This window comes from Novosphingobium sp., assembly GCF_965228995.1.
Classification (GTDB): domain Bacteria; phylum Pseudomonadota; class Alphaproteobacteria; order Sphingomonadales; family Sphingomonadaceae; genus Novosphingobium.
Window position 1 is genome coordinate 276,941 of the sequence record NZ_OZ245852.1, and the last position, 26,762, is coordinate 303,702.

General features: G+C 67.0%; 24 protein-coding genes. 5 read left to right on the top strand and 19 right to left on the bottom strand.

Annotated features, from left to right (window positions below):
- Window position 1 precedes the first annotated feature (1 nt).
- Window positions 2-1,207 (bottom strand): toxic anion resistance protein, encoded by a 1,206-nt coding sequence (locus tag ACO056_RS01280; RefSeq protein WP_421850645.1) that lies wholly within the window; start codon window positions 1,205-1,207, stop codon window positions 2-4.
- Window positions 1,208-1,367: 160 nt separating this feature from the next.
- Here ACO056_RS01280 and ACO056_RS01285 point away from each other — a divergent pair, with 160 nt between their 5' ends.
- A complete protein-coding gene (locus ACO056_RS01285) occupies window positions 1,368-2,111 on the top strand; it encodes an SDR family NAD(P)-dependent oxidoreductase (RefSeq protein ID WP_421850648.1) in 744 nt (247 codons plus the stop codon).
- A gap of 37 nt (window positions 2,112-2,148) precedes the next feature.
- Here the strand turns inward: ACO056_RS01285 and recQ are convergent, their stop codons facing one another.
- The 7 genes from recQ to ACO056_RS01320 form a co-directional block, all read right to left on the bottom strand.
- Window positions 2,149-3,957, bottom strand: a complete 1,809-nt coding sequence (recQ, locus tag ACO056_RS01290; RefSeq protein WP_421850651.1) for a DNA helicase RecQ — start codon at window positions 3,955-3,957, stop codon at window positions 2,149-2,151.
- Between the two features lie 90 nt (window positions 3,958-4,047).
- On the bottom strand, window positions 4,048-4,506 hold the full coding sequence (locus ACO056_RS01295) for a hypothetical protein (RefSeq protein ID WP_421850654.1): 459 nt from the start codon (window positions 4,504-4,506) through the stop codon (window positions 4,048-4,050).
- Window positions 4,507-4,529: 23 nt separating this feature from the next.
- Window positions 4,530-5,831, bottom strand: coding sequence for a serine hydrolase domain-containing protein (locus ACO056_RS01300; protein ID WP_421850657.1), 1,302 nt, complete (start codon window positions 5,829-5,831; stop codon window positions 4,530-4,532).
- Between the two features lie 76 nt (window positions 5,832-5,907).
- The gene (gene metH / locus ACO056_RS01305; protein WP_421850660.1) at window positions 5,908-8,562 is read right to left on the bottom strand and encodes a methionine synthase; all 2,655 of its coding nucleotides are present in this window, start codon (window positions 8,560-8,562) and stop codon (window positions 5,908-5,910) included.
- A gap of 127 nt (window positions 8,563-8,689) precedes the next feature.
- The gene (locus tag ACO056_RS01310; protein ID WP_421850663.1) at window positions 8,690-9,748 is read right to left on the bottom strand and encodes a homocysteine S-methyltransferase family protein; all 1,059 of its coding nucleotides are present in this window, start codon (window positions 9,746-9,748) and stop codon (window positions 8,690-8,692) included.
- A complete protein-coding gene (metF, locus tag ACO056_RS01315) occupies window positions 9,745-10,701 on the bottom strand; it encodes a methylenetetrahydrofolate reductase [NAD(P)H] (protein WP_421850665.1) in 957 nt (318 codons plus the stop codon). The genes ACO056_RS01310 and metF overlap by 4 nt, the downstream gene beginning before the upstream one ends.
- Complete coding sequence (locus tag ACO056_RS01320) at window positions 10,698-11,717, bottom strand: ArsR/SmtB family transcription factor (protein ID WP_421850668.1); 1,020 nt, start codon at window positions 11,715-11,717, stop codon at window positions 10,698-10,700. The genes metF and ACO056_RS01320 overlap by 4 nt, the downstream gene beginning before the upstream one ends.
- Before the next feature lie 197 nt (window positions 11,718-11,914).
- Here ACO056_RS01320 and ACO056_RS01325 point away from each other — a divergent pair, with 197 nt between their 5' ends.
- Together ACO056_RS01325 and ACO056_RS01330 are read left to right on the top strand one after the other, a co-directional pair.
- The gene (locus ACO056_RS01325; protein WP_421850671.1) at window positions 11,915-12,223 is read left to right on the top strand and encodes a hypothetical protein; all 309 of its coding nucleotides are present in this window, start codon (window positions 11,915-11,917) and stop codon (window positions 12,221-12,223) included.
- Window positions 12,220-12,477, top strand: coding sequence for a hypothetical protein (locus ACO056_RS01330; RefSeq protein WP_421850674.1), 258 nt, complete (start codon window positions 12,220-12,222; stop codon window positions 12,475-12,477). The genes ACO056_RS01325 and ACO056_RS01330 overlap by 4 nt, the downstream gene beginning before the upstream one ends.
- On the opposite strand, the gene arfB is transcribed toward ACO056_RS01330, so the two are convergent.
- Genes arfB through pabB form a run of 4 tightly spaced genes read right to left on the bottom strand, consistent with a single transcriptional unit; the run spans window position 12,474 to window position 16,604 of the window.
- Window positions 12,474-12,887: an alternative ribosome rescue aminoacyl-tRNA hydrolase ArfB gene (gene arfB / locus ACO056_RS01335; RefSeq protein ID WP_421850677.1), complete on the bottom strand. Its 414-nt coding sequence runs from the start codon at window positions 12,885-12,887 to the stop codon at window positions 12,474-12,476. The two genes, ACO056_RS01330 and arfB, sit on opposite strands and share 4 nt — an antisense overlap.
- Window positions 12,869-13,618, bottom strand: a complete 750-nt coding sequence (locus ACO056_RS01340; RefSeq protein WP_421850680.1) for an RluA family pseudouridine synthase — start codon at window positions 13,616-13,618, stop codon at window positions 12,869-12,871. The genes arfB and ACO056_RS01340 overlap by 19 nt, the downstream gene beginning before the upstream one ends.
- Entirely contained in the window at window positions 13,615-14,790 is a 1,176-nt protein-coding gene (locus tag ACO056_RS01345) for a pyridoxal phosphate-dependent aminotransferase (RefSeq protein WP_421850684.1), read from the bottom strand. Before ACO056_RS01345 ends, ACO056_RS01340 begins: the two co-directional genes overlap by 4 nt.
- Window positions 14,787-16,604, bottom strand: coding sequence for an aminodeoxychorismate synthase component I (pabB, locus tag ACO056_RS01350; RefSeq protein WP_421850687.1), 1,818 nt, complete (start codon window positions 16,602-16,604; stop codon window positions 14,787-14,789). The genes ACO056_RS01345 and pabB overlap by 4 nt, the downstream gene beginning before the upstream one ends.
- A 124-nt stretch (window positions 16,605-16,728) precedes the next feature.
- Here pabB and ACO056_RS01355 point away from each other — a divergent pair, with 124 nt between their 5' ends.
- Window positions 16,729-18,303, top strand: a complete 1,575-nt coding sequence (locus tag ACO056_RS01355; protein WP_421850690.1) for a helicase HerA-like domain-containing protein — start codon at window positions 16,729-16,731, stop codon at window positions 18,301-18,303.
- Here the strand turns inward: ACO056_RS01355 and ACO056_RS01360 are convergent.
- On the bottom strand, window positions 18,300-18,437 hold the full coding sequence (locus ACO056_RS01360; protein ID WP_421850694.1) for a hypothetical protein: 138 nt from the start codon (window positions 18,435-18,437) through the stop codon (window positions 18,300-18,302). The genes ACO056_RS01355 and ACO056_RS01360 overlap by 4 nt on opposite strands.
- On the opposite strand from ACO056_RS01360, the gene ACO056_RS01365 reads away from it, so the two are divergent.
- Entirely contained in the window at window positions 18,436-21,102 is a 2,667-nt protein-coding gene (locus ACO056_RS01365; RefSeq protein WP_421850697.1) for a M1 family metallopeptidase, read from the top strand. The genes ACO056_RS01360 and ACO056_RS01365 overlap by 2 nt on opposite strands.
- On the opposite strand, the gene ACO056_RS01370 is transcribed toward ACO056_RS01365, so the two are convergent.
- The 6 genes from ACO056_RS01370 to ACO056_RS01395 form a co-directional block, all read right to left on the bottom strand.
- Window positions 21,095-22,519 carry a sensor histidine kinase gene (locus tag ACO056_RS01370; RefSeq protein WP_421850700.1) on the bottom strand — a complete coding sequence of 475 codons (1,425 nt, stop codon included), beginning with the start codon at window positions 22,517-22,519 and terminating at the stop codon, window positions 21,095-21,097. The two genes, ACO056_RS01365 and ACO056_RS01370, sit on opposite strands and share 8 nt — an antisense overlap.
- Window positions 22,512-23,273 carry a response regulator gene (locus tag ACO056_RS01375; RefSeq protein ID WP_421850702.1) on the bottom strand — a complete coding sequence of 254 codons (762 nt, stop codon included), beginning with the start codon at window positions 23,271-23,273 and terminating at the stop codon, window positions 22,512-22,514. Before ACO056_RS01375 ends, ACO056_RS01370 begins: the two co-directional genes overlap by 8 nt.
- Before the next feature lie 2 nt (window positions 23,274-23,275).
- Window positions 23,276-23,953 (bottom strand): EF-hand domain-containing protein, encoded by a 678-nt coding sequence (locus tag ACO056_RS01380; protein WP_421850705.1) that lies wholly within the window; start codon window positions 23,951-23,953, stop codon window positions 23,276-23,278.
- A gap of 172 nt (window positions 23,954-24,125) precedes the next feature.
- Complete coding sequence (locus ACO056_RS01385; protein ID WP_421850707.1) at window positions 24,126-24,521, bottom strand: cupin domain-containing protein; 396 nt, start codon at window positions 24,519-24,521, stop codon at window positions 24,126-24,128.
- Window positions 24,522-24,527: 6 nt separating this feature from the next.
- Window positions 24,528-24,902, bottom strand: a complete 375-nt coding sequence (locus ACO056_RS01390) for a VOC family protein (RefSeq protein ID WP_421850710.1) — start codon at window positions 24,900-24,902, stop codon at window positions 24,528-24,530.
- Between the two features lie 56 nt (window positions 24,903-24,958).
- Window positions 24,959-26,758, bottom strand: coding sequence for an aminopeptidase P family protein (locus tag ACO056_RS01395; RefSeq protein WP_421855246.1), 1,800 nt, complete (start codon window positions 26,756-26,758; stop codon window positions 24,959-24,961).
- Window positions 26,759-26,762 lie beyond the last annotated feature (4 nt).

The window sequence follows — 26,762 nt, forward strand, 5'->3', positions numbered from 1 at the left end:
ATCAGCCCTCCAGGCTCAGCAGCGGCGAGGTTTCGGGTCCGGCCAGCTTGGCCTGTGCCGCCCCCTCGGCGCGCGCGATATAGCCCTTGGACTTCTCGACCTCGCCCGAGAGCGTGTCGACCGTCTGCTTCATCGCATCCAGCGCCTTCAGCTTGAAGCTGTCGATGGTGTCCATCGTCTCGTAGATGTTCTGGAAGGCGCGCTGGAGCGTCTCGAGCGGGATCGTGGACGAGGCGGCCATCTCGTGGATCTTGCCGGTCTGCTCGCGCAGCAGCTTGCCGGTCGAATCGATGATGTTCGCGGTCGTGGTGTTGAGCGCGGTGATCTGCGAGAGCACAAGGCGCTGGTTGGTCATCGCCTGCGCGACGGTGACGGCGGTGCGCAGCGCGGCCACGGTGGTGGTACCGGCGCGGTCGACGCCCTTTACCAGCTCGACATTGTTCTTCTTGACCAGATCGAGCGCGAGGTAGCCCTGCACCGTGACCGCCATCTGCGTGAGCAGGTCCTGCGTGCGCTGGCGGGTGTAGAACAGCGCGGTCTCGCGGATGGCCTTGGACTTGGCGGGATCGCTGTGATCGAGATCGTTCGCGGCGTCTTCCAGCTTCTGATCGAGCACCTTGGAAATGTGGATCATCTGCTCGAGATTGCCCATCGCTTCCCACAGCTTGGAACGCTCCACGTCGATTGCGGCGTTGTCCATGAGGAGCTCGTCCTTGCCCGAGGCGAGCCGATCAAGGATCGCCTTGATGTGGCCTTGCGAGGACTGGTAGCTGTCAAAATAGGTCTTCAGCTTGCTGCCGAAGGGAATGATGCCGAGGATCTTGCGCGGGCCCGAAAGCTTGCCCTGCCGGCCAGGATCGAGCTCTTCCACCGTGCGGCGCAGTGCGGCGAGATCGGCTCCGACGCCCGAATCCTTGTCAATCGCGCGGACCGGCCGATCAAGGAAGCGGTTCGACATGCCCGCTGCCGCCGCGATTTCCTTGCGGCCCATGTTGGACAGCTGATCGACCCGCTTGCCGAACTCCGGACTTGCCGCATCCTGCGCGATGAGGTCCGCCACGAACGCTTCCGCTTGCGCCTCGAGCTTCGACTTCTTGTCATCCGCCACGGGCACCAGCCCCGCCGCCTGGGTTGGCGCGACCACCGGCACCGGATCGGGCGGGGTCAGGGTGATCGGAGATACGGTATCGGTCGAGTTGCTGGCCATGGCGTAACGTCTCACTCCCACCCCTTACACCTTGCCGGGGCGCTTGTTCCGGCAATGTGGCGTGCCGATGGCCGGTTCGCAAGCTGTATTGGCAAGATAATACAGCGCCTGCCCTTCCGACCTGCTCGACAGCGCAGACGTAAACGCCCAATCCCGCGCCATGACCAGCCCCTCCCCTGCCCTGCCCCCTGCTCTACGCTGCGCGGTCTTCGGTGCCTCGGGCGGCATCGGCGGCGCGCTTGCCGCCGCGCTGGCGGGCCGCGCCGATGTCGCCGAAGTCCACGCCGGATCACGCCGCGGCCAAGCGCCGAGCGGGGGCAAGCTGCGGCCGTTCGCCTTCGATTTGCAGGACGAGGCCAGCATCGCGGCCGCTTGCGCCGCGATCGGCGGGCCGCTCGACATGGTGCTGATCGCGACCGGGCGCCTCACCCGCGCGGACGGCACTGGCCCCGAAAAATCATATCGCGCGCTGAACGCCGAGGGCATGGCCGAGCTTTTCGCGGTGAACACCATCGGCCCGGCCCTGATCGCCAAGCACGCGTTGCCACTGCTGCGGCGAGACGGGCGCGCGGTGTTTGCGGCGCTGTCCGCCCGCGTCGGTTCGATTTCGGATAACCGGCTGGGCGGCTGGCATGCCTACCGCATGGGCAAGGCGGCGCTCAACATGCTTGTCAGGAACCTCGCCCTCGAACTCGCACGCACGCACCCGCAGGCCATCGCGGTGACGCTGCATCCGGGCACGGTGGACACCGGGCTTTCCGCGCCCTTCCAGCGCGGGGTGGCGGCGGAGAAGCTGTTCACCCCGGCGTTTTCGGCAGACGCGCTGCTGGGCGTGCTGGATGGGCTGACACCTGCGGACAGCGGGGGGCTTTATGCTTGGGACGGGGCGCGAATCCCCTACTAAACCACCCCTTCGTCATTCCCGCGAAGGTCTGGACGGCTCAGAAGCTGCGGATCACCTCAAGGAACCGGTCCCCGTAAGCCTCCAGCTTGCGCGCGCCGACGCCGCCGATCTGGCCGAGCTCCTGCAGTGTCGCAGGCCGACGGGCCGCCATGTCGCGCAGCACCGAATCGTGGAAGATCACGTAGGGCGGGACGCCAGCTTCCAGCGCGAGTTCGCGGCGCAGCGCGCGCAAGGCCTCGAACAATGGATTACCGATCGGGTTGGCTTCGATCTCCGCCCCGCGCCGGCGGCGGCTGGTGCGTTCGGCCTTGGGCGCGACGACGAGATCGAGCCGGCCTTCGCCCTTGAGCAACACGCGGGCATCGCCGCCGAGCATGAAACCGCCGTGTTCGTTGGTGACGAGCGTACCGCGCGCCTGCAGTGCCCGCGCAACCGGGCGCAGGAGCGGTGCCTCATCGCCGGGCACGATGCCGAAGACGGACAGCTGATCGTGCCCGCGTTCAGTGACGCGCTCGTCGGCCGTGCCGGTGAGGACTTTCTCGAGGTAGCCGAGGCCAAACATCTGCCCGGTGCGGTAGACCGCGGAGAGCAGCTTGCGCGCAAGTTGCGTCGCGTCCGTCACACCCGGCGCATGGAGGCAGTTGTCGCAATTGCCGCAGGTTTCGGGCGGGTTCTCTCCAAAGTGGCGAAGCAGGACGGCGCGGCGGCAGGTATGCGTTTCGACCAGTCCGGCGAGCGCATCAAGCCGCTGCCGCTCGCTGGCGCGGCGGTGCTCCTCGACCTCGCCGATGCGTTGGCGGGCGCGGGCGAAATCGTCGGCACCCCAGAGCATGAGCGCGACGGCATCATCGCCGTCGCGGCCCGCGCGGCCGGTTTCCTGGTAGTAGCCCTCGATCGATTTGGGCAGGCCCGCATGGGCGACGAAGCGGACGTCGGGCTTGTCGATCCCCATGCCGAAGGCGATCGTCGCGACCATGACCATGTCTTCACTGGCGACGAAGGCGGCCTGATTGGCGGAGCGCTGTTCGGGCGGCAACCCGGCGTGATAGGGCAGGACGCGGCGCCCCCCTTCCGCCAGCTGGGCGGCGAGCTTTTCCACCCCGTTGCGCGTGGGCGCATAAACGATGCCCGGGCCCGGCTGTTCGGCCAGCAGGGCCTTCAGCTGGCGCAGCGGATTGTCACGCGGGGTGATGCGGTAGCGGATATTGGGCCGGTCGAACCCGGCGATGATCAGGCCATCATCGGGAATGCCAAGCTGGGCCATGATATCGGCGCGGGTGTGCCGATCTGCCGTGGCGGTGAGCGCGAGGCGCGGGACGTGATCGAAGCTATCGAGCAGCGGGCGCAGCAGGCGGTAGTCAGGCCGGAAATCGTGGCCCCATTCGGAAACGCAGTGCGCTTCGTCGATCGCGAAAAGCGCAATGGGCGCGCGGGTGAGCAGTTCGCGGAAATAGGACTGGCTGGCGCGTTCGGGGGCGACATAGAGCAGATCAAGCTCGCCATTGCGGAAGCGCTCGATCGTTTGTTCACGGTCCTGATCGACGCTGGTGAGCGCGGCGGCAGAAAGGCCATTGGCGTTGGCCGCGCGCAGCTGATCGTGCATCAGCGCGATAAGCGGAGAGACGACGACGCAAGTGCCCGGAAGCATGGCGGCGGGCAGCTGATAGGTGAGCGACTTGCCCGCGCCGGTGGGCATCACCGCCAACGTGGATTGGCCCGCCAGCACGCGGCTGACCACTTGATCCTGCACGCCGCGAAAGCTCGAAAACCCGAACACGCGGGACAGGGTGGAGAGCGCATTTGCAGAAGCAGGGCCAGAAACAGGAGCGGAGGAGACAGCGTTCACCCTGCCGCTATGGCAGAGCCGGTGCCCTCAGGAAAAGTGCTGATAGGCCCAAATCCGCTTTAGCCGTGGACAGCACCGCGCAGCCCGGGCTCAGAACGCGATGCCGATGCGGTTCCAGATCTGGATCAGCAGCCCGATCAGGACGAGCAGCAGCAACGCGTGCAGCAGCCAGAACGAGGGGCCCTGCGCGGTGACCCGGACGGGATCGGCAGGATCATACCAGACGACATAGCTGGACGATGGCGTCCAGCCGCGGCGGACCCGACGCTGGACCATGGCGCGATGCTCGCGGCCATCGGTGGCGGTGAAGCGGATCTCGTCCTCGATCAGCCGGGCATGATCGCCATCGCGCCAGTTGAAGCCGCGCAGCGTGCCAATGGTGAAGCCAAACGACCAGAAATCGTCGCTGCGCTGCGCCTCGGTATAGTCGCTGCGCCAGACTATCGCGGCCGCCGGCCGCCAGCTGCCAAACAGCTGCAGGGCCCGGAACAGGCAATAGACCAGCGCCAGGTATGCCCCAAGCGCTCCGATGAGCAGCAGTTCCGCCATGCCGGAAACTTAGCAGACAGCGCTTAACGGACCCTTTTCAGCACCGCTTCCTCGGCGGCAGTGAAGGCGCTGGCGCCCTTGGCGGTATCGTCGGGCACGGCGGTGGTGAAGAAGGCGGCGCCGCGCCCGGTCCTGGCATCGAGCCAGAGGCCTGAACGCAGGCCATAGGCCTCGCCGGGGTGGCCGAGGCGCGGGATGCCGTCTCTGAAGGGGTCGTCGTTGCAGCCGGGATCGGCGTTGCCGATCAGTTGGACGCCGAGGCCATAAGCACAGAAGAACCCGTCGGGCTCGCCATTTTCTCCAACGCCATTCTGCCCGTTGAAGCGCCATTGCGGGGTGGTGAGCGCAGCAAAGCTGGCGGGCGAGAGGAAGCCGCGCCCGCCGCGGGCGAACATCTGGCCGACGCGTGCGAGGTCGTTCATCGAAATGCGCAGCCCGCCCTGGGGCGAGAACAGCGCGCCGTTCCAGCCGGGCGTATAGGCTTCGAGATCGCAAGGCTTGCCCTCTGCCACCACGACGGGGCAAGTGGGCAAAACACCGCGCAGATCATCCTTCGCCACGCTGCCGTCGGCGCGGTAGAGCACCACTGCGCGGGCAGCTTCCGCCGCATTGCAGCCGGACCAGTTGTAGCAGGCCGAAAGCCGCAGCGGCCTCAGGACAAGGCGCTGCATCAGGCGGTCGAAGCGCGTGGCCGTGGCGGCTTCCATAACCGAGGCGACCACCGGGAAATTGAGGTTGGTGTAATGGAACCAGTCATCGCCGGGGCCGTGCGCCGGGTCCCATGCACGCGGATCGGCGAGGCGCTGGCGCAGGGTTTCGCCGAGCGGGATGATGTAGTCCGCACCGTCGGTAAGGCCGGAACGGTGCGAGAGCAGCTGGCGCAAGGTGATCGGCCGGTCCGGGAAGGCCGGATGGCGAAGGCGCCAGCCAAGATATTCGGAAACGTCGCGGTCCAGATCGAGCGTTCCGGCATCGACCAGCCGCATCACCCCGAGCGCGGTGACGAGCTTGGAGATCGAGGCAATGCGCACCGGATCATCGGCGGTGACTGTGCGGCCGGTCGTGCGATCCGCCAAGCCCTCGGCAACAGCCGGGCGGATGGCATGGCGATCGAATGTCACCGCGACCGTGGCGGGAACGCCCCCGGGGACCTCTGCATGAACCGCCGCGGCGGCGAGCACCATGAACGCGGCGACAAAGCGCAGGACGAAACGCGGCGCAAGGTGATCGGTCCGCAGCAGGCGGCGGGTGGCACAAAGCACGGCGAGGATGACCGTCAGCGCGATCAGGACGATTTCGGAGGCGCTCATCGTGGGCATGGTCATGCGGTGTCTAGTGGCTCCGGCAGGCAAGGGCTATTGCCGTTGGATTCCATGGACCGGGAGGCCGGGGGTTGCGCGATCAATCCAGATTGGGCCGCAGCCAGCGCTCCGTGGTGGCGAGATCGAAGCCGCGGCGCACCGCATAGTCTTCCACCTGATCGCGGCCGATGCGGGCGACGCCGAAATACTGGCTTTCGGGGTGCGCGAAATAGAAGCCGGAGACGGCGGCGGTGGGGAGCATGGCCTGCGATTCGGTCAGCACGATCCCGGCGTTGGCCGGCGCTTTCAGCAGATCGAACAGGATCGGCTTGAGGCTGTGATCGGGGCACGCCGGGTAGCCGGGCGCGGGGCGGATGCCGCGGTACTGCTCGCGGATCAGCGCCTCGTTGGTGAGCTGTTCGCCCGGCGCATAGGCCCAGAGCGTGGTGCGCACATGCTGGTGGAGGCGCTCGGCGTAAGCTTCGGCGAAGCGGTCGGCCAGCGCCTTGAGCAGGATGTCGTTGTAATCATCATGCGCGACCTGGAAGCGGGCGAGGTGCGGCTCGATCCCATGGATGCCGACCGCGAAGCCGCCGAGCCAATCGCCCTGCGGATCGATGAAATCGGCAAGGCACATGTTGGCGCGGTCGCGGCTCTTGCGGATCTGCTGGCGCAGGAAGGGGATGCGCACGTGGCGTTCTTCGTCGGGCAGGTAGAGCACGACATCGTCTTCCTCGCGGTGGCAGGGCCAGAAGCCCGCAACGCCCTTCGCGGTGAACCACTTCTCCGCGATGATCCGCTCGAGCATTTGCTTCGCATCGGCATAGAGGCTGCTGGCGCTTTCGCCGACCACTTCGTCAACGAGGATGGCAGGGTAATTGCCCGCAAGTTCCCACGCGCGGAAGAACGGCGTCCAGTCGATGCATTCGGCAAGGTCCGCGAGATCCCACTCGGGGAAGACGTGGAGGCCCGGCTGCTCGGGCGGCGGGGCCTTTTCCGAAAGATCGGGCGCATAGGCATTGGCACGCGCATCGGCGAGGCTGAGGAGCACGGAAGGCTCCTTGCCGGCACGCAGATCGCGCACATGCTGGTATTCGTGCGCCGTCGCCTCGACAAAGCCATCGCGCTGGGTGTCCGACAGCAGCTGGCTGGCAACGCCGACCGCACGGCTGGCATCGAGCACGTGGACAACGGGGCCCTCGTAGGCCGGATCGATGCGCAGTGCAGTGTGGACCTTGCTGGTGGTCGCGCCGCCAATGAGCAGCGGAATGGTGAAACCGGCGCGCTGCATTTCCTCGGCAACCGTCACCATCTCGTCGAGCGAGGGCGTAATCAGGCCGGAGAGGCCGATCATGTCGACATCCTCGGCCTTGGCCACTTCAAGGATCCTGGACCACGGCACCATGACGCCGAGATCGATCACCTCGTAGCCGTTGCACTGGAGCACGACGCCGACGATGTTCTTGCCGATATCGTGGACGTCGCCCTTGACGGTGGCCATGATCATCCGGCCCTTGGGGCGCGCGCCGGGGAGCTTTTCCGCCTCGATGAACGGGATCAGGTGCGCGACCGCCTTCTTCATCACGCGGGCGGACTTCACGACCTGCGGGAGGAACATCTTGCCAGAGCCGAACAGGTCACCGACCGTGTTCATGCCCTGCATCAGCGGGCCTTCGATCACCTCGATCGGACGGCCGCCGCGCGCGAAGATTTCGGCGCGGGCTTCCTCGGTGTCTTCGACCACATACATGTCGATGCCCTTGACGAGGGCGTGTTCAAGGCGGCGGACGACGTCCCAGCCGCGCCATTCTTCGGCGGCCTTCTCGGCGACGGCATCCTTGCCCTTGTAGCTTTCAGCAAGCGTGATCAGCCGCTCCGTGGCGGTCTGACCGTCTGCTGCAGCCGGCACGCGGTTGAGCACCACGTCCTCGCAGGCCTCACGCAGCACCGGATCGATCTGGTCGTAGATATCGAGCTGGCCGGCGTTGACGATGGCCATGTCCATGCCCGCCGGGATCGCGTGGTAGAGGAATACCGAATGCATCGCGCGGCGCACCGTTTCGTTGCCGCGGAACGAAAACGAGAGGTTGGAGAGGCCGCCCGAGATGTGGACATGCGGGCAGCGGGCGCGAATTTCGCGCGCGGCTTCGATGAAATCGAGCGCGTAGCGGTCATGCTCCTCGATCCCGGTGGCGACGGCAAACACGTTGGGATCGAAGATGATGTCCTCGGCGGGGAAGCCGATGCCCAGCAGGAGATCGTAGGCGCGCGCGCAGATTTCGACCTTGCGCGCCTTGGTATCGGCCTGGCCCTTCTCGTCGAAGGCCATGACGACGACCGCGGCGCCGTAGTCCATGCACTTGCGCGCGGCGGCGAGGAAGGCTTCCTCGCCTTCCTTCATCGAGATCGAATTGACGATGGGCTTGCCCGAAACGCACTTGAGGCCCGCCTCGATCACCTCCCACTTCGAACTGTCGATCATTACCGGCACGCGGGCGATATCGGGCTCTGCGGCGATCAGCTTGAGGAAAGTCGTCATGGCGTGGACTGCATCGAGCAGGCCCTCGTCCATGTTGACGTCGATGATCTGCGCGCCGTTCTCGACCTGCTGGCGCGCGACTTCGACGGCCCGGGTGTAGTCGCCCGCGAGGATCAGCTTCTTGAACGCGGCGGAACCGGTGACGTTGGTGCGTTCGCCGACGTTGACGAAGGAGGAACCGGTGGGGCGGGATTCGAGTACGGTATCAGTGGTCATTTTTATCTCCCTCTCCCCTTCAGGGGAGAGGGCCGGGGAGAGGGGAACCTCCCGCCGGCCATAGGGTTGCGTTAAAGGTCAGGCCCCTCTCCCAACCCTCTCCCCTGGAGGGGAGAGGGTCAAGGCGTCAGGCCATCACGAAAGGTTCGAGCCCTGCCAGCGCGGTGGCGGTCTGGTGCCCCGGCAGCACGCGCGGCGGGAGGCCCTGCACCGCGCGGGCAATCGCGGCGATGTGCTCGGGCGTCGAGCCGCAGCAGCCGCCGAGCACGTTGACTTGTCCGTGCTCGGCCCATTCGTGGACGAGGCCGGCGGTGGTGGCAGGAAGCTCGTCGTAGGCGCCGAGTTCGTTGGGCAGGCCCGCGTTCGGGTAGACCATGATCAGCGTATCCGCGATCTGCGAAAGCACGCGGACATGGGGGCGCAGCTGCGCGGCACCGAACGAGCAATTGAGCCCGATGGTAACGGGGCGCGCATGGCGCACCGCGTACCAGAAGGCTTCGACCGTGTGGCCCGAGAGATTGCGGCCCGAAAGATCCGTGAGCGTCATCGAAAGCATGATCGGCACTTCGCGGCCGAGCTGGTCTTCAAGCTTGCGCACGGCCATGATCGCGGCCTTGGCGTTGAGCGTATCGAACACCGTTTCGACAAGGATGAAGTCCGCGCCGCCTTCGACAAGAGCCTCGGCCTGTTCGCGGTAGACTTCGACGAGGAAGTCCCAGTCGATCTCGCGGAAGCCGGGATCGTTGACGTCGGGTGAGAGCGAGAGCGTCTTGTTGGTCGGCCCGATCGCGCCCGCCACGAAGCGGGGACGGCCGTCATCCGACTGGAACTCGTCGGCCACGCGGCGGGCAAGCTTCGCGCTTTCAAGGTTGATCTCGCGCACGAGATGTTCGGCGCCGTAATCGGCCTGGCTGATGCGGTTGGCGGAGAAGGTGTTGGTTTCGGCGATATCCGCGCCGGCCGCAAAATAGGCACGGTGGATCGATTCCGGCACATGCGGTGCCGTCAGCGCGAGGATATCGTTGTTGCCCTTCTGATCGCGCGAAAGGCCGAGCTTGCCGGCATAGTCGGCCTCGGTGAGCTTCCAGTTCTGGATCTCGGTACCGAAGGCGCCGTCGGTGATGAGGATGCGCTTGCTGGCCTGTTCGAGCAGGGCGGCGCGGGCGGCGGAGGGGTTCAGAGTCATGCCGCTTTTTCCAGTGATGCAGGGGCGGGGCGCAGGCCAAGCAGGTGGCAGATCGCGTAGGAGAGCTCGGCGCGGTTGAGGGTGTAGAAGTGGAAATCGCGCACGCCGCCGGCATAGAGACGGCGGCAGAATTCAGCGCAGACCGTCGCGGCGACCAGCTGGCGCGAGGCGGGATGGTGATCGAGCCCTTCGAACAGGCCATCCATCCACGCCGGGATCTGCGCACCGCAGGCCGCAGCGAACTTGCGCGTCTGCGCCACGTTGGAGACAGGCAGGATACCCGGCAGCACCGGCGCGGTGATCCCGGCGGCGGCGAGCTTGTCGCGGAAGCGGAAGAAGGTTTCCGGCTCGAAGAAGAACTGGCTGATTGCGCGGCTCGCTCCGGCATCGAGCTTGCGCTTGAGGTTGTCGATATCCGCCTGGGCGCTGGGCGAATCCGGGTGGCATTCGGGATAGGCCGCGACCGAGATTTCGAACGGGGCGATCTGCTTGAGCCCCGCGACGAGGTCTGCCGCATTGGCGTAGCCATCAGGATGCGGGGTGAACGGCACGCCCGGAGCGCCCATGTCACCGCGCAGCGCGACGATGTGGCGCACTCCGGCTTCCCAGTAGCCCTCGGCCACCTCGCGGATTTCGGCCTTGGTCGCATCGACGCAGGTGAGGTGCGCAGCGGCGGGGAGGCGCGCTTCCTTGATGATGCGCGAAACGGTGCCGTGCGTGCGATCCCGCGTCGAGCCGCCTGCGCCATACGTGACCGACACGAAGCTGGGGCGCAGCGGGGCGAGCGTGGTGACGACTTCCCACAGCTGTTCCATCAGCGGATCGGTGCGCGGCGGGAAGAATTCGAAGCTGACGCTGATATCGCCCGGGAGCCCCGCGAAAAGCGGCGTATCGAGGGCAGTGCGTGCTTCGCGCAGTTGGTCGAAGGTGGTCGTGTTCGGTGTGGTGGTCATTGGCTTGCCAGTCTTGGAAATTCGGTGCCGGGAAACTTGCTGACAGCGGTGCGGTCTGCCCGCCGCACGCCGGTCCAGATCTTGACGATCAGTTCGTGCCCCGGAAGCGCGCGATCACCCGCGGGATCGAACCCGGCGGCGGTGAGCAGCGCCGTGATCTGCGAATCGGAAAAGCCAAGGCGCGCGTGGGCATGCGCGGTGCGCAGCTCCTCGCGCTCATGCGGGGCGAAATCGACGATCACCAGGCGCCCACCCGGCGCAGTGACGCGTGCGGCTTCGGCCAGCACGGCCTGCGGCGCGAAGGCATAGTGCAGGACCTGGTGGAACAGCACGGTATCAAACCCGGCATCGGGGAACGGCAGCTGCGCGAAATCGCCCTGGACCAGCGTGACCTGGCCGGCCGGCAGGTGCTGCAGCCGGGTCCGCGCGAGGCGCAGCATTTCCGGGCTCTTGTCGAGTCCGGTCAGGTGGTCGGCACGCGCGGCGAACAGTTCGGCAATCCGGCCCGTGCCGGTGCCGACATCGAGCAGGCGGCCGATCTCGCCGGAGAGCATCTCGCCCAGCGCCGCTTCGACCGGGCCATCGGCGATGTGGAGGCTGCGCAGTTCGTCCCACTCCGCTGCGTGACGGGCGAAATACTCAGCCGCGCTGGCTTCGCGGGCCGAACGGATGACATTGAGGTGCTGCCGGTCCTCGGCACACTGGGCACCGAAGGCGACATCGGCCACTTCGGCGCTTACCAGCACGCGGGCCAGCGCGGTGCCCAGATCGGAGAGGGGCGCAGCGGGCGTACCACTCTCGTTCACCGCGGTACGCAGGAAGACCCACCCGCCCTCGCGGCGGCGCTCGGCAAGCCCGGCATCGCAGAGGATCTTGATGTGGCGCGAGACGCGTGGCTGGCTCTGGCCGAGCACTTGCGCTAGTTCGCCCACGGCCAGTTCCATGCTCGCGAGCAGCCGCATGATCCTCAGCCGGGTCGGGTCGGCCAGTGCGCGAAGGGCTTCGAGAACGGACATAGGCCATAGCATATAAAGCATTCTTTATATCAAGCAAGTGATATAAGGATTTCCTTATATGGTATAACAGTCTTGGTATAACGATCCGCATTGGCGGTTTCACGTTTGCCATGGCGAAGAGCGCGCTTTAGAACGCCCCGGCGCAGCGGCAGCAAGCCGCCCCGATGTACCATCTCGACCTTTTGCGAGGGACCAACATGACCAAGACCACCCAGATCAAGCGCCTCGCCACCGTGCTGGCTTGCGCAGCCGCCTTTGCGCTGAGCGCCTGCGGCAAGAGCGACGACGCCTCGGCTGGCGCTACCGCCGACAACGTGGAAATGCCTGCGGATGAACTGCCCTCGGCCGAGCCTTCGGCTGCGGCTCCCGCCCCTGCCGCCGATGCCTCGCAGGCTGCGATGAGCGCAGAAGATGCCGCCAAGAGCGCCGCTGACAGCGCCGTCTCGGCCGCCGAAGCCGCCAAGGCTGCCGCTGCCGAGGCGCAGACCGAGAAGCCGCAGCAGTGATCCGGACGGGGAGCATGCGCGCGGCGCTGGCCGCTGCCACGCTGCTCCCCGCAGCACTTTGCCTCGGCGGCTGCCAGAAGGACAGCGATCCGGGGCCGGGCGGCGTGACCGTGGGCGAGGCCCGCGCGCTCGACGAGGCAGCCGAAATGCTTCAGAAGCGCCCTGCCCCGCCACTGGCCGATGCGACCGTTCCGGCGGATCTGGCGACCATTCCCGCCTCCGAGGCGGCCGACGGCACCAGCGAAAAGCCCTAGTCCAGCCGGACTTTCCCGCGCCCGGCCTTGATGGTGCTGCGGTTCTTCTTGCCGGCGAGACGTTCGGTCTTGCCCACGCGGTTGAGGCGCGATTTCGCGCGGCGGGCGGGCAATGTCGCGGCCTCGCGCAAGAGCTCAGCTATGCGGCTGCGCGCGTCCTCGCGGTTCTGCTCCTGCGTGCGGTAGCTGCGCGCCGTCAGCACGATCTCGCCGCGCGCGGTCATCTTGCTGCCCGCGAGTTCCTTGAGGCGGTGGAACACTTCGGGCGAAAGACGCAGCGCGAAGACATCGAGGCGGATCTGCACCGCAGTCGCCACCTTGTTGACGTTCTGGCCGCCGGGCCCGGCCGAGGCGATGAAGCTTTCCTCGATCAGACCCTGGGCGCGCGCGATCAACTCGTCGGCGGACATGGTGGTCCTTCGGGCGTGGCTTCGTGCTGGGCTTCCGGCGGGGCTTCGAGTGGGGCTTCGGGCAGGACCTCCGCAAAACCCAGCGCGGTGAAATCGGCGGGAAGCGGCGCGTTGGCGGTGATCGGCGCCTTGCCTTCGCGCGGCACGGTGAGCGCGGCAGCGTGGAGCATGGTGCGCCGCGCGCCCCTCATTGCATCGACACCGCTGCCGTAGACCGGATCGCCCAGCAGCGCCGCGCCGAGGCCGGCAAGCGCGTGGATGCGGATCTGATGGGTGCGGCCGGTTTCGGGGCGAAACTCGACGAGGGTGAGCCCCTCCTTGCGGTCGAGCACGCGCCAATGCGTCACGGCCGGTTTGCCAGCGCGCGCGGGGATCATCCGCCAGCCCTTTTCGGCGCTGCTGATCTTGGAGAGATTGAGCGCAATCGTGCCCGCATCGTCCGCGACCGGTCCGGCGACCACGCCAAGATAGACTTTCTCCACCAGCCGCGCTTCGAACGCGGCGGCGAAGCGCCTGTGCGCCTTCGCATTGCGCGCAAGCAGCAGGCAGCCCGAGGTATCCTGATCGAGCCGGTGGACCGCCAGTGGCAGGCGCTGGAAGCCGAGGCGCAGGGTGTCGAGATAATTCTCGAGGCTGGTGCCCCCGGCGCGCGGGCGGTCGATCGGCAGTCCGGCGGGCTTGTCGATGACAAGCGCTTCGGCGTCTTCAAACAGAATGGGCAGCGTGGTCATGCAAGAGCCTTGGCGATGCGGGAAAGCGCTTCGGCAAGGCGGGCATCGTCTGCCGCAAAGCTGATCCGGAAACCCTGGCTGCCGCCAAAGGCGGAGGCCGCAACGACCGCGACGCCGTGGTCGAGGAGGTGCAAGGCGAGCGCCTCATCATCCCCGAAGCGCGCCATGAGCGGACCGGCATCGACGAGGCAGTAGAACGCGCCATCGGGCACGGGGGTGGAAAGGCCGGGCACGGCATTGAGCGCGGCAACGGCGGCATCGCGCCGCACGCGGAAGCGCTCGCGCCAATCGAGCAGGAAATCCTGGGGACCGGTGAAAGCGGCGACCGCGGCGGCCTGGCTGATCGAACAGGGGTTGCCCGAGGCATGCGACTGGAGCTTGGCCATGGCGCCGATCAACCAGAGCGGCCCGGCAGAAACGCCGATGCGGAAGCCAGTCATCGCGTGGCTCTTGGAGACGCCGGACACGGTGAGCACGCGGGGCTCCAGATCGGGGCAGACGACCGCTAGTGTGGCGTGCGCGCCTGCTCCGTAACGGAGCGGGGCGTAGATATCGTCGCTGAGGACGAGGACTTGCGGGTGACGGCGCAGCACTTCGCCGAGCGCGGCGAGGTCCTCCGCCGAATAGACGGCGCCGGTGGGATTGCCTGGGCTGTTGAGCAAAAGCCAGCGCGTGCGCGGGGTTATCGCTGCGGCGAGTTCATTCGCGCGGATGCGGTAGCCGGTGGCGGGCGTGGTCGGCATGGCGACAGGCTCGGCCCCGGCGAAGCGGACGATCTCGGGGTAGCTGACCCACCAGGGCGCGGGGATGAGCACTTCGTCACCCGGACCCGCCGTGGCGGCGATGGCGAGGAAGATCGCCTGCTTGCCGCCCGCACTGACGATCACTTGCGAGGCGGGCACTTCGATGCCGAGATCGCGCGCGAAGTGGAGCGCCGCCGCCTTACGCAGCGCGGCAGTGCCGGGCACGGCGGTGTAGCGCGTGTCGCCCGCATCGAGCGCGGCCTTGGCGGCTTCGATCACGTGCGGCGGGGTGGGGAAATCAGGCTCACCCACCGAAAGCGAGATGATGTCGCGCCCCTCGGCGCGCAGCGCGATGGCGCGATCGGTCATCGCGGTGGTGCGCGAGGCGGCAATGCGCTGCAGCGCCGCGCTGTAATGCGGTTCGCTCATGCGCCGAGCAGCTTTGCCGGGATCAGACCGCGCAAGGCGTTGCCGATGAAGAAGCCGCGTTCGAGATCGGCCATGGTCACGTCGCCTTCGACCGCGCGGCCGCTTTCGATGAGGCTGCGGCGCAGCACGCCCGGGAGCAAGCCGAGCGCGGCGGGCGGGGTGACCAGCACATCGCTGCGGGGCACGAAGATATTGGTGAAGCTGCCCTCCGTGAGCCGGCCATCATCGCGCAGCAGCAGCGCCTCGTGCGCACTGGCGGCCTTGGCGGCGCGCAGCGCGTCTTCGTAGAAATGGCGGTCGGTGGTCTTGTGGCGCAGGCGCCAATCGCCCTCCGCTACAGGCAGGGGCAGCACGGCGCAGACGGCGGGATCGGGCAAGGCGGGCGGCATCGGCGCGGCATCGAGCGCATGGGCGCCGCTCCTGGATACCAGCAGGCGCACCCGCGAGGGCACATCGAGATCGAAGCAGAGGACGTGGATCGCATTGCGCAGCGCATGACGATCGAATTCGAAGCCGAGCTCGGCCGCGCTCTCCTTCATGCGTTCGAGGTGCTGTTCGAGCAGCGCAATGCCCTGCGCGGGATCGAACGCCATCGTCTCGATCAGATCGGCACTGCTGGCCTCCAGACGCAAGACATCCCCTTTCACCAGGCATTCGCGCCATTCCGAAAGGGCTGCCGAATCCGCAACGACTGCGGAGCCGACCCCCATCGTGGCGCGCCCCCGGCCCGCTCCCGGATAATCGGGAAGCAGCCGCACCGTGCGGATTGCCACATTGAAGGCAGCGTCACCAGTACCTTGCACGGGGCCCGCCTTGCCTGGGGCGTCGATCCGCCCGATCGCGCCGCAATAGAGCCCGCGCGCGTCACGCTCGACTTCGTCGATGAGTTCCATCGCGCGAATCTTGGGCGCGCCGGTGATCGAACCGCAAGGGAAGATCGCACGAACCAGATCGCGCGCGTCCGCACCGGGCGTGAGCTGCGCGTGGACGGTCGTAACCATCTGATGGACAGTGGGATAGGTCTCCACCGCGAAAGGCTCGGTCACGCGCACGCTGCCCGGTTTTGCGACGCGCGACAGATCGTTGCGCATCAGATCGACGATCATCAGATTTTCGGCGCGGTCCTTGATGCTCGCTTCGAGCGCGGCCTTGAAGGCGGTGTCTTCCGCAGCGGTTCGGCCACGCGGGGCCGTGCCCTTCATCGGGCGGACTTCGGCGCGGCCCTCGTTCAGCGTGAAGAACAGTTCGGGCGAAACCGAGAGGTGCCAGTGCGCGCCGTCCCAGATGACCGCGCCGTAGCCGGAGCGGGCATCACCGCGCAGGGCGCGATAGATGGCAAGCGGATCGCCCGACCATGCGCCGCCCAGCTCGAAGGTGTAGTTGGCCTGATAGATATCGCCGGCCGAAATGGCGGACTTCAGCCGGTCGAACCCCAGCGCATAGCCGCCCGGCGAGATTTGCGGATCGAGCGGGCCGAGCCGCCCACGGCCTTCGCTAGAGGCATCGAGCCAGGCTTCCACATCGGCCTCGGTCATCTCGCGCATTTCGGCGAAGCGCGCGAACCACACGAGCGGCCCTGCCGCGCCGGTGCGGGCGGGGAGCCGGGTCGCCAGACGTTCCTCGAGCGCAAGGCCGGCTTCGTAGGCGATCATGCCCGCCCAGCGGCCCGGCGCGCTGCCGATGCGGGCGAGCGCGGCCGCTACCTCTTCGGGCTGGCGCGCAGCGACGATCTCTTCCGGCGCGGTATAAAGCCGCGCCGGGCCGGCGCCTTCGATACGGGCGTCGTCGAGCAGGATGAAGGGCGCCTGGGTCATGCTTGCCGGCGGGCTTTAGCGGGGGTCCGCACCGGATGCAAAAAGCGCTTTCCTACTGTTTCATTCCGGGGGACAAGCAAAGGGGGAACAGGATCAAACCAGAACAGGGGCGGAATTACTGCATATGGACGAGATCTACATTGGCCTTGGTGCGACGGGCGAACGACAGGTGCTGCGGCTGGACCGCGCCAATCGCCACGGACTCGTGGCGGGCGCGACAGGTACCGGCAAGACAGTGACCCTTCAGGGCATGGCCGAGCAGTTTTCCGCGCAAGGGGTCCCGGTGTTCCTCGCAGACGTGAAAGGCGATCTTGCGGGCATCGCGATGCCAGGCAGCCCGATGTTCAAGCACGCCGACGTGGTGGAGGCGCGGGCAAAGGAAGTGGGCGTCGACCCCTTTGTCTATGCCGATAATCCGGCCGTGTTCTGGGACCTCTACGGCGAGGCCGGGCACCCGATCCGCACCACGATCTCGGAAATGGGCCCGCTGCTGCTGGCGCGGCTGATGGGCCTCAACGAAACGCAGGAAGGCGTGCTCAACATCGCGTTCCGCTATGCCGATGACAACGGCCTGCTGCTGCTCGATCTCGCCGACCTGCAGGCGACGCTGATGGCCTGCGCCGAAAATGCGAGCGAGCTGGCGGGCAAGTACGGCAATGTTTCAAAAGCCAGCGTCGGCACGATCCAGCGCCAGCTGCTGGCGTTCGAAAGCCAGGGCGCGGACCGCTTTTTCGGCGAGCCTGCGTTCGAGATCAACGACTTCATCAAGACCGACGATCAGGGGCGCGGTTACGTCAACGTGCTCAGCGCCGAAAAGCTGATGCAGAGCCCCAAGCTCTACGCCACGTTCCTGCTCTGGCTGCTGAGCGAGCTGTTCGAGGCGCTGCCCGAAGTGGGCGATCCCGAAAAGCCCAAGCTGGTGTTCTTCTTCGACGAGGCGCACCTGCTGTTCGACGATGCGCCGCAAGCGCTGTTCGACAAGGTGGAGCAAGTCGTGCGCCTGATCCGCTCGAAGGGCGTGGGCGTCTACTTCGTTTCGCAGAACCCGATCGACATTCCGGAAAAGATCGCCGGCCAGCTCGGCAACCGGGTGCAGCACGCGCTGCGCGCGTTCACCCCGCGCGACCAGAAGGCGATCAAGGCTGCGGCGGATACCTTCCGGATCAATCCCGATCTCGATGTCGAAAAGGTGATCACCGAACTCAAGGTCGGCGAAGCGCTGGTTTCCATGCTCGATGCCGATGGCGCCCCGGGGATCGTGCAGCGCACGCTGGTGGCGCCGCCGCGCTCGCGGCTCGGGCCGCTCGATCCCAAGGAGCGCGCCGTGATCCAGCAGACGAGCCCGTTCGAGGGTAAGTACGAGACTGCGGTAAACCGCGAATCCGCCGCCGAAGTGCTGGCCAAGAAAGCCGCCGATGCCGCCGCCGCCGCGCAGCAGGTGGAGACCGAGGGCGCTGCCGCCCAGCAGGCCTCTGCCCGCCAGACACCTTCGCTGTGGGGCAAGGCGGGCCAGGCTGCGGTCGGCGCAATCGCCGCATCGGCCGGATCGATGATCGCGGCGGAGATGATGGGCAAGAAATCGCGTTCCTCTCCGGTCGCTTCCGGCGCAAGCGCGGTTGTCGGCACGATTGCGACGCAGATCGGCGGCGCGGCCTTCGGACGGTTTGCGCGCGGATTGCTGGGCGGACTGCTACGCTAGAGGACTTGTCGTTCAACGACCGCTGGATGCGGTTCGTCGAATCCGGTTGCGGATGCAACAGGATCGGGGCAGGCAAGCGGCATTCCCTCGCGGGACTTCTGTTTGACCTGAAAGGCTTTCATGCGCTCGATCATGCCCAAAGCGGCTCTTCTGGCCGCGACACTGCTCGCTGGTACAATCCTCGGCACGCCCGCGCTGGCGCAGCAAGCGGCGGCCGCGGCCCCGATCCCCGCGGAAGCCGGCCCGATGCCCGCAGGCAAGCTCGACGGCACAGTGGTGCCGCAGGGCTACCGGCTCGACCTGACGGTTGACCCCACCAAGGACCGCTTCTCCGGCCATGTCGAGATCGACGTCGATGTGAAGAAGGCCGGCCGCACCGTCTGGATGCACGGCCGCGACCTCAAGGTCGGCAAGGTGACCGCCATGGTCGGTGGCCTGCCGGTTTCGGGCACGTTCCGCCAGGTCGATCCGACCGGCGTCGCGCTCGTCACGTTCGATGCGCCGCTGCCGGCGGGCAAGACCACTTTCGCGTTCGACTACGACGCGCCGTTCGGCGAGGGGCCGGCGGGCATGTTCCACCTCAAGGTGGGCGACGACTGGTACAGCTGGACCCAGCACGAATCGATCGATGCGCGCGCCAGCTTCCCCTCGTTCGACGAGCCCGGCTTCAAGGTGCCGTGGAACGTGACCCTGCGCACGCCTGCGGGCCTCAAGGCCGTGAGCAACGCGCCCGAGATCAAGACCGAAACCGCGAACGGCATGACCGTCCACACCTTCGCGCAGACGCTGCCGCTGCCGAGTTATCTGGTGGCGCTGATGGTGGGCCCGTTCGTGACCGTGGAAGGCGTAGTGCCGCCCACCCCGCAGCGCCAGTCGCCGCTGCCGATCCGCATCGTTTCGACCAAGGAAAACGCGGGCAAGCTCGATTTCGCGCTGGAAGGCACCAAGGGCGTGGTCGAACACCTGGAGGCCTATTTCGGCCAGAGCTTTCCCTATCCCAAGCTCGACCAGATCACGACGCCGATCCTGCCCGGCGCGATGGAGAACGCGGGCGCGGACCTCTATGGCGACAGCATCCTCGTCATGGACGACAAGGCCTCGACCGCGCAGAAGCGCACGTTCGGCATGGTGGTGAGCCATGAATTGTCGCACCAGTGGTTCGGCGATCTCGTCACCCCGGCGTGGTGGGACGACATCTGGCTCAACGAAAGTTTCGCCAACTGGATGGGCTTCCGCATCGGCAACGAATGGCGCCCCGATCTCAACATCGGCGCGGGCGCTTTGGCCGAAGGGTTCAGCGCGATGGGGATCGATGCGCTGATCGCGGGCCGGCCGATCCATCAGAAGATCGAGCGGAACGCACAGATCGACGCGGCCTTCGATACGATCACTTATGGCAAGGGCGGCCACGTTGTCGCGATGATCGCGGCGTTCATGGGCGACACCAAGTTCCGCGACGGCGTGCGCGGCTACATGGCGTCGCACAAGTATGGCAACGCGACGAGCGCCGAGTTCTTCAAGGCGATGGCCGAAGCTGCAGGCGATCCGCGCATCCTTCCCGCGATGCAGAGCTTTACCGATCAGCAGGGCGTGCCGCTGGTGACGCTGGAGCGAGCCGGCCCGCAGAGCTGGAAGGTGACGCAGAGCCGCTATGTCCGCTACGGCATGAAGGGCCCGGACGTGAAGTGGGGCATCCCGCTCTGCCTGCGCCAGGCCGATCTGCGCCAGTGCACACTGATGACCGACACCACCACGACGGTGACGCTGAAGAGCGCTGGGCCGATCATGCCCAACGCGGGCGGTACCGGCTACTACCGCTTCGAGCTCCCCGCCAAGGACTGGGACGCGCTGATCGCGGCGACGCCGAGCCTGAGCGGCGGCGAAGCGCTGGCGGTGGAAGACAGCCTCAATGCCAGCTTCTATGCCGGCCGGGTGACGGCTGACCAGCTGATCGCCGGATCGCGCGCGCTGGCCGCCAATCCCGACAGCTATGCCAGCGGCGATGCGGTAGGCCTGCTCCAGGCGATGGCCGATCGCGGCGTGATCGCCGAAAGCGCAAAGCCGAAGTTCCGCGCCTTCGTCGATTCGCTCTACGCGCCGCAACTCAAGGCGCTCGGGCTTGATCCGCGTGCGGGCGCGCATGCCGGGGATGATCCGGAGAAGCAGCAGCGCCGCGTCCAGCTCGTCGAGCTGCTCGCCGGCACTGCGCGCGATGCGGCGCTGCGGACGCGGCTGGCGACAGCCGTCGACGCCTACCTTGGCGGCGACCAGTCCGCGCTCGATCCCGCGTTGTTCGGCGCCGCGTTCGATGCCTGGCTGGGCGAGCACAAGCTCGATGGCGCGAAGACGCTGATGGACAAGGCGCTTGCTTCGGAAGATCCGCTGTTCCGCCCTAGTGCCTTGGGCGCGATCGGATCGAGCGGCGATGCGGCAACGGCCAAGTGGCTGCTCGACGAGTTTCAGGACAAGCGCCTGCGTCAGTCCGAGAAGCTCAATTTCGTGCGCTATGTGGTCTACACCCCCGAGACGCGCGAGTGGGGCTACAACTGGATGAAGGCGCACCTCGACGAGTTGCTGGGCGGCGGCGCGGGGATCTTCTTCGGTGCCCGCTTGCCGCAGATCCTCGGCAACTTCTGCTCGGTCGCCTCGGCCGACGAGTTTGACAGCCTCCGCGCGAAATTCGCGGGCAAGTCGGGCGCGCTGGAGCTTGAGCGGACGATCGAGCGCGTGCGCGCGTGCGGAAAGCTCAAGGAGGCGCGCGGGGCCGAGCTGACCGCGGCGATCGCGAAGCTCAAGTAAGCGGGAGACGGAGCGTGGCGGTGAGGCCTTTGGTCTCGCCGCCTTCCTGCCGGTTAGCGAGATGGAGCGAGCCGCCGTGCTGGTCGGCTATGGCGCGCGCGAGCGTCAGGCCTAGGCCCGCACCGCCGGTAGATGAATTGCGCGAGGCTTCGAGGCGGGTGAACGGCTCCAGCATGCGGGTGATCTCGTGCGCCGGTATGCCGGGGCCATCATCATCGACCACCAGCACAGCCTCGCCGCCCTCGCGCCGCAGTTCCACGCGGGCGCGGACGCCATAGCGCAGGGCGTTCGAGACGAGATTGCGCAAAGCGCGCCGCAGCCAGGTCGCGCGCAGCGGCATGACCATACGCTCGGCATCGCCCAGGGTGACATCCTCGCCCATATCTTCGTATTCGCCGACGACATCGGCAACGAGCGCGGAAAGTTCGGTCTGCTCGAGCGGATCGGACGGACGGCCGACCCGCGCCAGGCTCAGGATATCGTCGAGCGAGCGGTTGATGTCCTCGATCCCTGCCGCCATGCGGCCGCGTTCGGTATCGTCCTCCACCGCCTCGATCCGCACGCGCAGCGCGGCAAGCGGCGTCTTGAGATCGTGGCCGATGGCGCCGAGCATGACGTCCTTCTCATCGAGCAGGGCGCCCACCCGGCGCTCCATCGCGTTGTGCGCGATGATCAGGCGGCGGATGTCGTCAGGCCCTTCGGGCTCCAGTTGCCCGGCCAGCGCGCGTGAACGGGCGAAGGCCTCGACTTGCGAGGTCAGCGCTTTGAGCGGCCTTGCGATGCGCCGCAGGATCAGCGCCACTGCGCCGACCAGCACGAGGTAGATGAAGATCGTCTGCAGGATGAGTGTGGTCACCATCGCGCGTTCGGTGCGCGGGGCGAGCAGGCGCGCGGTGAGCCAGGTGCCATCCGCGCGGCCAATCGCGGCAATGATGAGGCGCGGACGCTGCGCGCCGGGAGACCGCGCCATGCGCATGCGCGGCTGCGCGAGCCAGGCGGTGATGACCGGATCGCGGGCGGGATCGCGCTCGGCCACGAACAGGCGCGCGGCATCGACACCCTGCGCCTCGAGCACCTGACGCAGCGCCTGCTCGATGTCCGGGCGGCGGCGATCACCGGCCATCTCGGGCGCGCGCGCTTCTTCCTGTACGCGCAGCGGGCGGGGCATGCGCAGGCCGATTTCCGGCGCCTCGCCGTTCGGAGGCGGCGGCGGCCCGAACTGCGTGCGCGGCGAGCGGCCAAGCAGGCTGAACGCGGCATAGTTGACCAGACCGGCGAAGTGCCGCTCGTGCTGCATGCGCCACATCAGCGCAGCCGAGAGCCCCTGCGCGACCATCAGCGCGAGCGCGATGGCGAGCAGCATCTGCCCTTGCAGGCTGCGTGGCCAGAGGCGCGAACGCCGCCCGGACTCAGCCATCGGCAGGGACCCGGCGCACTTCGGCGGCAAGCATGTAGCCGCCGCCCCAGACCGTCTGGATCAGTTCCGGATTGCGGCTGTCACGCTCGATCTTGCGGCGCAGGCGGCTGATCTGGTTATCGACCGCGCGGTCGAACAGATGCGCCTCGCGGCCCTGCACCATATCGAGCAGGCGGTCCCGATCAAGCACCTGCCGGGGGTGATCGAGGAAGGCGACGAGGAGGCGGAACTCGGCAGATGAAATCGCCACGACGGCGCCTTCGCTGTCGATCAGCCGGCGGCGCAGCGGATCGAGCCGCCAGCCATCGAAGGTGTAATGGAACTGATCGGCGGCGGCGCCTTCTGCCGCTTCAGGCACGCGGGCGGCGCGGCGCAGCACCGAGCGGATGCGGGCGACGAGTTCGCGCGGATCGAAGGGCTTCACCACGTAGTCATCGGCGCCGATCTCCAGCCCGACGATGCGGTCGGTCGCCTCGCCGCGCGCGGTGAGGAAGATGACCGGCAGGTGCCGCGCCTCGATCAGGTGGCGGCACAGCGAGAGGCCATCCTCGCCCGGCATCATGATGTCGAGCAGGACGATATCGAAGGATTCTGCGGCAAGACGGGCGCGGGCTTCGGCGGCGCTGGCAGCCTGAGCAGCGGCAAACCCCTGGCGGACGAGATAGTCCGCCAAGGGTTCGCGCAAGGCAGCCTCGTCATCGACCACCAGTACGCGGGTGGTCGCCGCAGGTAGCGGAGCGGGGGCTGCTGCCATGCTCAGGCGCCGGGGGGCGGGGGCGGCATATCGCCCATGTCACCGCCGCCCATGTCACCGCCGCCCATGTGATGCATGCCGCGGCCATGGCCCCAGCCGCCGTGTTCGCCCCGCATCGCCATCCAGGCAGCGCGGCGCTCGGCGGCGGTCAGCTTGCCGTCATGGTTGGTATCGGCGGCATCGAAGCGCGCCTTGGTGGCGGCATCGAATTCGGCGCGGGTGATCGTGCCATCGTGGTTGGTATCGGCCTTCTCGGCCATTTCATGAAGCATGTGTGCGCCGGGGCCCATCATCATGCCCATACCGGCAGCGCGGGGCGGCGGCGGCATGTCACCTGGCGCGCCATCGCGGCCCTTGCCGCCCTTCCAGCCGCCTTCCATCATCTTCTTGTGATGCTCCATGAATTCGGCCTTGCTGATCGCGCCATCGTGGTTGGTGTCGATCATGTCGAACATCTCGGCCATCTTGGCCTCTCTGTCCGCTTCATTGAGCACACCATCCTTGTTCACGTCCAGCTTCGTCCACATCATGTCGGCCTTGGCCTTGGCATCGGCCCAGGTCAGTTCCTTGTCGCCCATCGGATCGCGGCCGGGCTCGGCGAAGGCGGGATAGACGGCATAGAGCGCCGTGGAGGCGGTGAGCAGAACGGCCGCGGAGGCGGCGAGCGTGGTCTTTTTCATGAATCTCGGTCCTTGTTGCGGGCGGAACGGGGGGCATTTCCGCTGTCGGCTTTCTAGACCGGGGTTGTCGCAGGGTTATCCCGCAAGCGCGGAGTTTTGTCGCACTTTGTCGCGTTGTGATGTGTTCCGCTTGCCTGAAACAGCGCGGCGCCCGCCGCATCCATGGATCAAACTAACGCGGGCGGTGTTCGGTTCCGAGGCCTGACGTGATGAACAGCGCGGTGGCCTGCGCTGAAATCAGGTCCATCGTGTGCCATGCGCCGGGCGGGTTGACCGCATATTCGCCGGCGGCGAGCCGCACCTCGGTCCTGGAGCCGTCCGCCAGTTCCTGATGCAGCACGCCTTCGCCGCTAAGCATCAACACGACCTCATCGCCGGCTGGGTGCATTTCCCAACTGTCCCAGCTTTCGGTGAAAGAATGCTGGCTGACGAGGCGGCCTTCCGCCCCGTCAGCGCCATGGCGGGCGATATAGCCGCCGTACCATTCCATCCCGGTGAACGGCGGCTGGGGCACCGCCTTCGCGCCGAGACCGATGTGGATCGGGTGGGTATCGAGGCGGTGTACCATGATCGTTCAGCTCCCCATCACGAAAGCATTGAGCTTGTTGCCATCGGGATCGCGGAAATAGGCGGCATAGAACCCGCCCTCACCGCGCGGGCCGGGAGGGCCTTCGCAAGTACCGCCGTTGGCGAGCGCGGCGGCGTAGAGCCGATCGACCTGCGCCGGCTCCTTGGCTTCCAGCGCGACCATCACGCCGTTGCCGACTGTGGCGGGCTCCCCGTTGTAGGGCTTCATCAGGCCGATGCCGGCTGCGCCGCCCGCTTCGCCCCAGGCGATTGCGCCATCCCATTCGTACATGCGCTTGGTGCCCAATTCGGCCGCCAGCGCATCATAGAATGCGGCGCCGCGCGCGAGATCATTGGTCCCCAAAGTTACGTAGCCGATCATTCATGCCTCCTCTTCGCCGAGTCGCGATTACGAGAACATAACACGAACAGAATTGCTTACAACGGGGCGCAGGCAGCCTCCAGCCAGGCGAGGTCCGCACCCGCAAGCTGCGGCGCGAGGAGTGCCCGCACTTTCGCGTGGTACGCGTTCCACCAGTCCCGCTCGTGCGGGAAGAGCAGCGCAGGCTCGACCAGCGTGCGATCGATAGGCGCGAAAGTCAGCGTTTCGAAGCCCATGAACTTGCCCTCAGCGCCCGGGATCGTGCGCTCCTCGACGAGCACGAGGTTCTCGATCCGGATGCCGTATTCGCCGGCCTTGTAGTAGCCGGGTTCGTTCGAGAGGATCATGCCGGGAAGCAGCGGCTGGCCAGTGCCGGCCTGCCCGCCCGCCGCCTTGGCGATGCGCTGCGGGCCTTCATGGACGGCGAGGAAACTGCCGACACCGTGGCCGGTGCCGTGCGCATAGTCGAGCCCGGCGGACCACAGGAACTGGCGCGCGAAGCTATCGAGCTGGCTGCCGTTGGTGCCTTCCGGGAACACCGCGAGATCGAGCGCGATGTGGCCCTTGAGCACGCGGGTGAAGCGGTCCTTGACCTCAGCGGGAGGCGCATCGGGGCCGATCCACACGGTGCGAGTGATATCGGTGGTGCCATCGAGATACTGGCCGCCCGAATCGACGAGATAGACGCTGTTCGGCTCGATTGGGCGGTTGGTGTGTTCGTCCACCTTGTAGTGCGGGCTAGCACCATTGGGGCCGGCAGCGGAGATCGTGTCGAACGACAAGTCGCGCAGAAGGCCGGTCTTCTCGCGCTCGGCCCGGAGCGCGGCAGCGGCGGAGAGTTCGGTCTCGGTGCCCTTGGGTGCGGCCTGCGAAAGCCAGTGGAGGAAGCGCGTGATCGCCGCGCCATCGCGCGCCTGCGCGGCGCGATGGCCGGCTTGTTCGACCGGGTTCTTGCGGGCCTTGGGGAGCACGGTGGGATCGGTGAGCGAGACAGCTTCGGCACCCGCCGCCGCAAGCTCGGCATAGATCGCCGCGACCGCGCGTTCGGGATCGACCGCAACTTTCTTGCCCGCCAGCGCGGCAAGCGCAGGCGTGAATGCGGCGCGGTCCTGCACGCGCACGGCATTGCCGAGGTGCTGGGCCAGTTCGGGCGTGACCTTTTCGGGCGCGATGAACAAGTCCGCCGTGCCATCGGCATGGGCGAGCACGAACGAGAGCGCGACCGGCGTGCAGTCAACGTCCGAACCGCGCATGTTGAGCAGCCATGCAACCGAATCGAGCGCGGAAATCACCGCCGCATCGAGCCCGCGCTCGGTGAGCCAGGCGGCGACTTCGGCGCGCTTTTCGTGAGCGGAGACACCGGCATATTCGTCCACATGGACAAGCGCGGGGGCGGCGGAAGGCGCGGGGCGATCCTGCCAGATCGCGTCGATGGGGTTCTGCTGGACGGCGACCAGCGCGGCGCCCCGGCGCTTCAGTGCTGCGGCGACGCCATCTGCCCAGCCTTTGCCGTGAAGCCAGGCGTCATAGCCGATGCGACTGCCTGCGGAGGCGTTCTCGCCGAGCCAGGCGGCAACCGACGTTTGCGGCACGGACTGGTATTCATAGAGCCGGCCATCGACTTGTTCGCGCACTTGCAGCGTGTAGCGTCCGTCGACGAACATCGCGGCCTTGTCCTTCAGCACCACGGCTGTACCGGCCGAGCCGCCGAAGCCGGTCAGCCAACCGAGGCGCTGGGCATAGGCGCCGACATATTCGCTCATGTGTTCATCGGAAATCGGGATGACGAAACCATCGAGCTCTTGCCGCGCCAGTTCCTTGCGCAGCGCATCGAGCCGGGCTTCGTGGGTGTTCATCAGC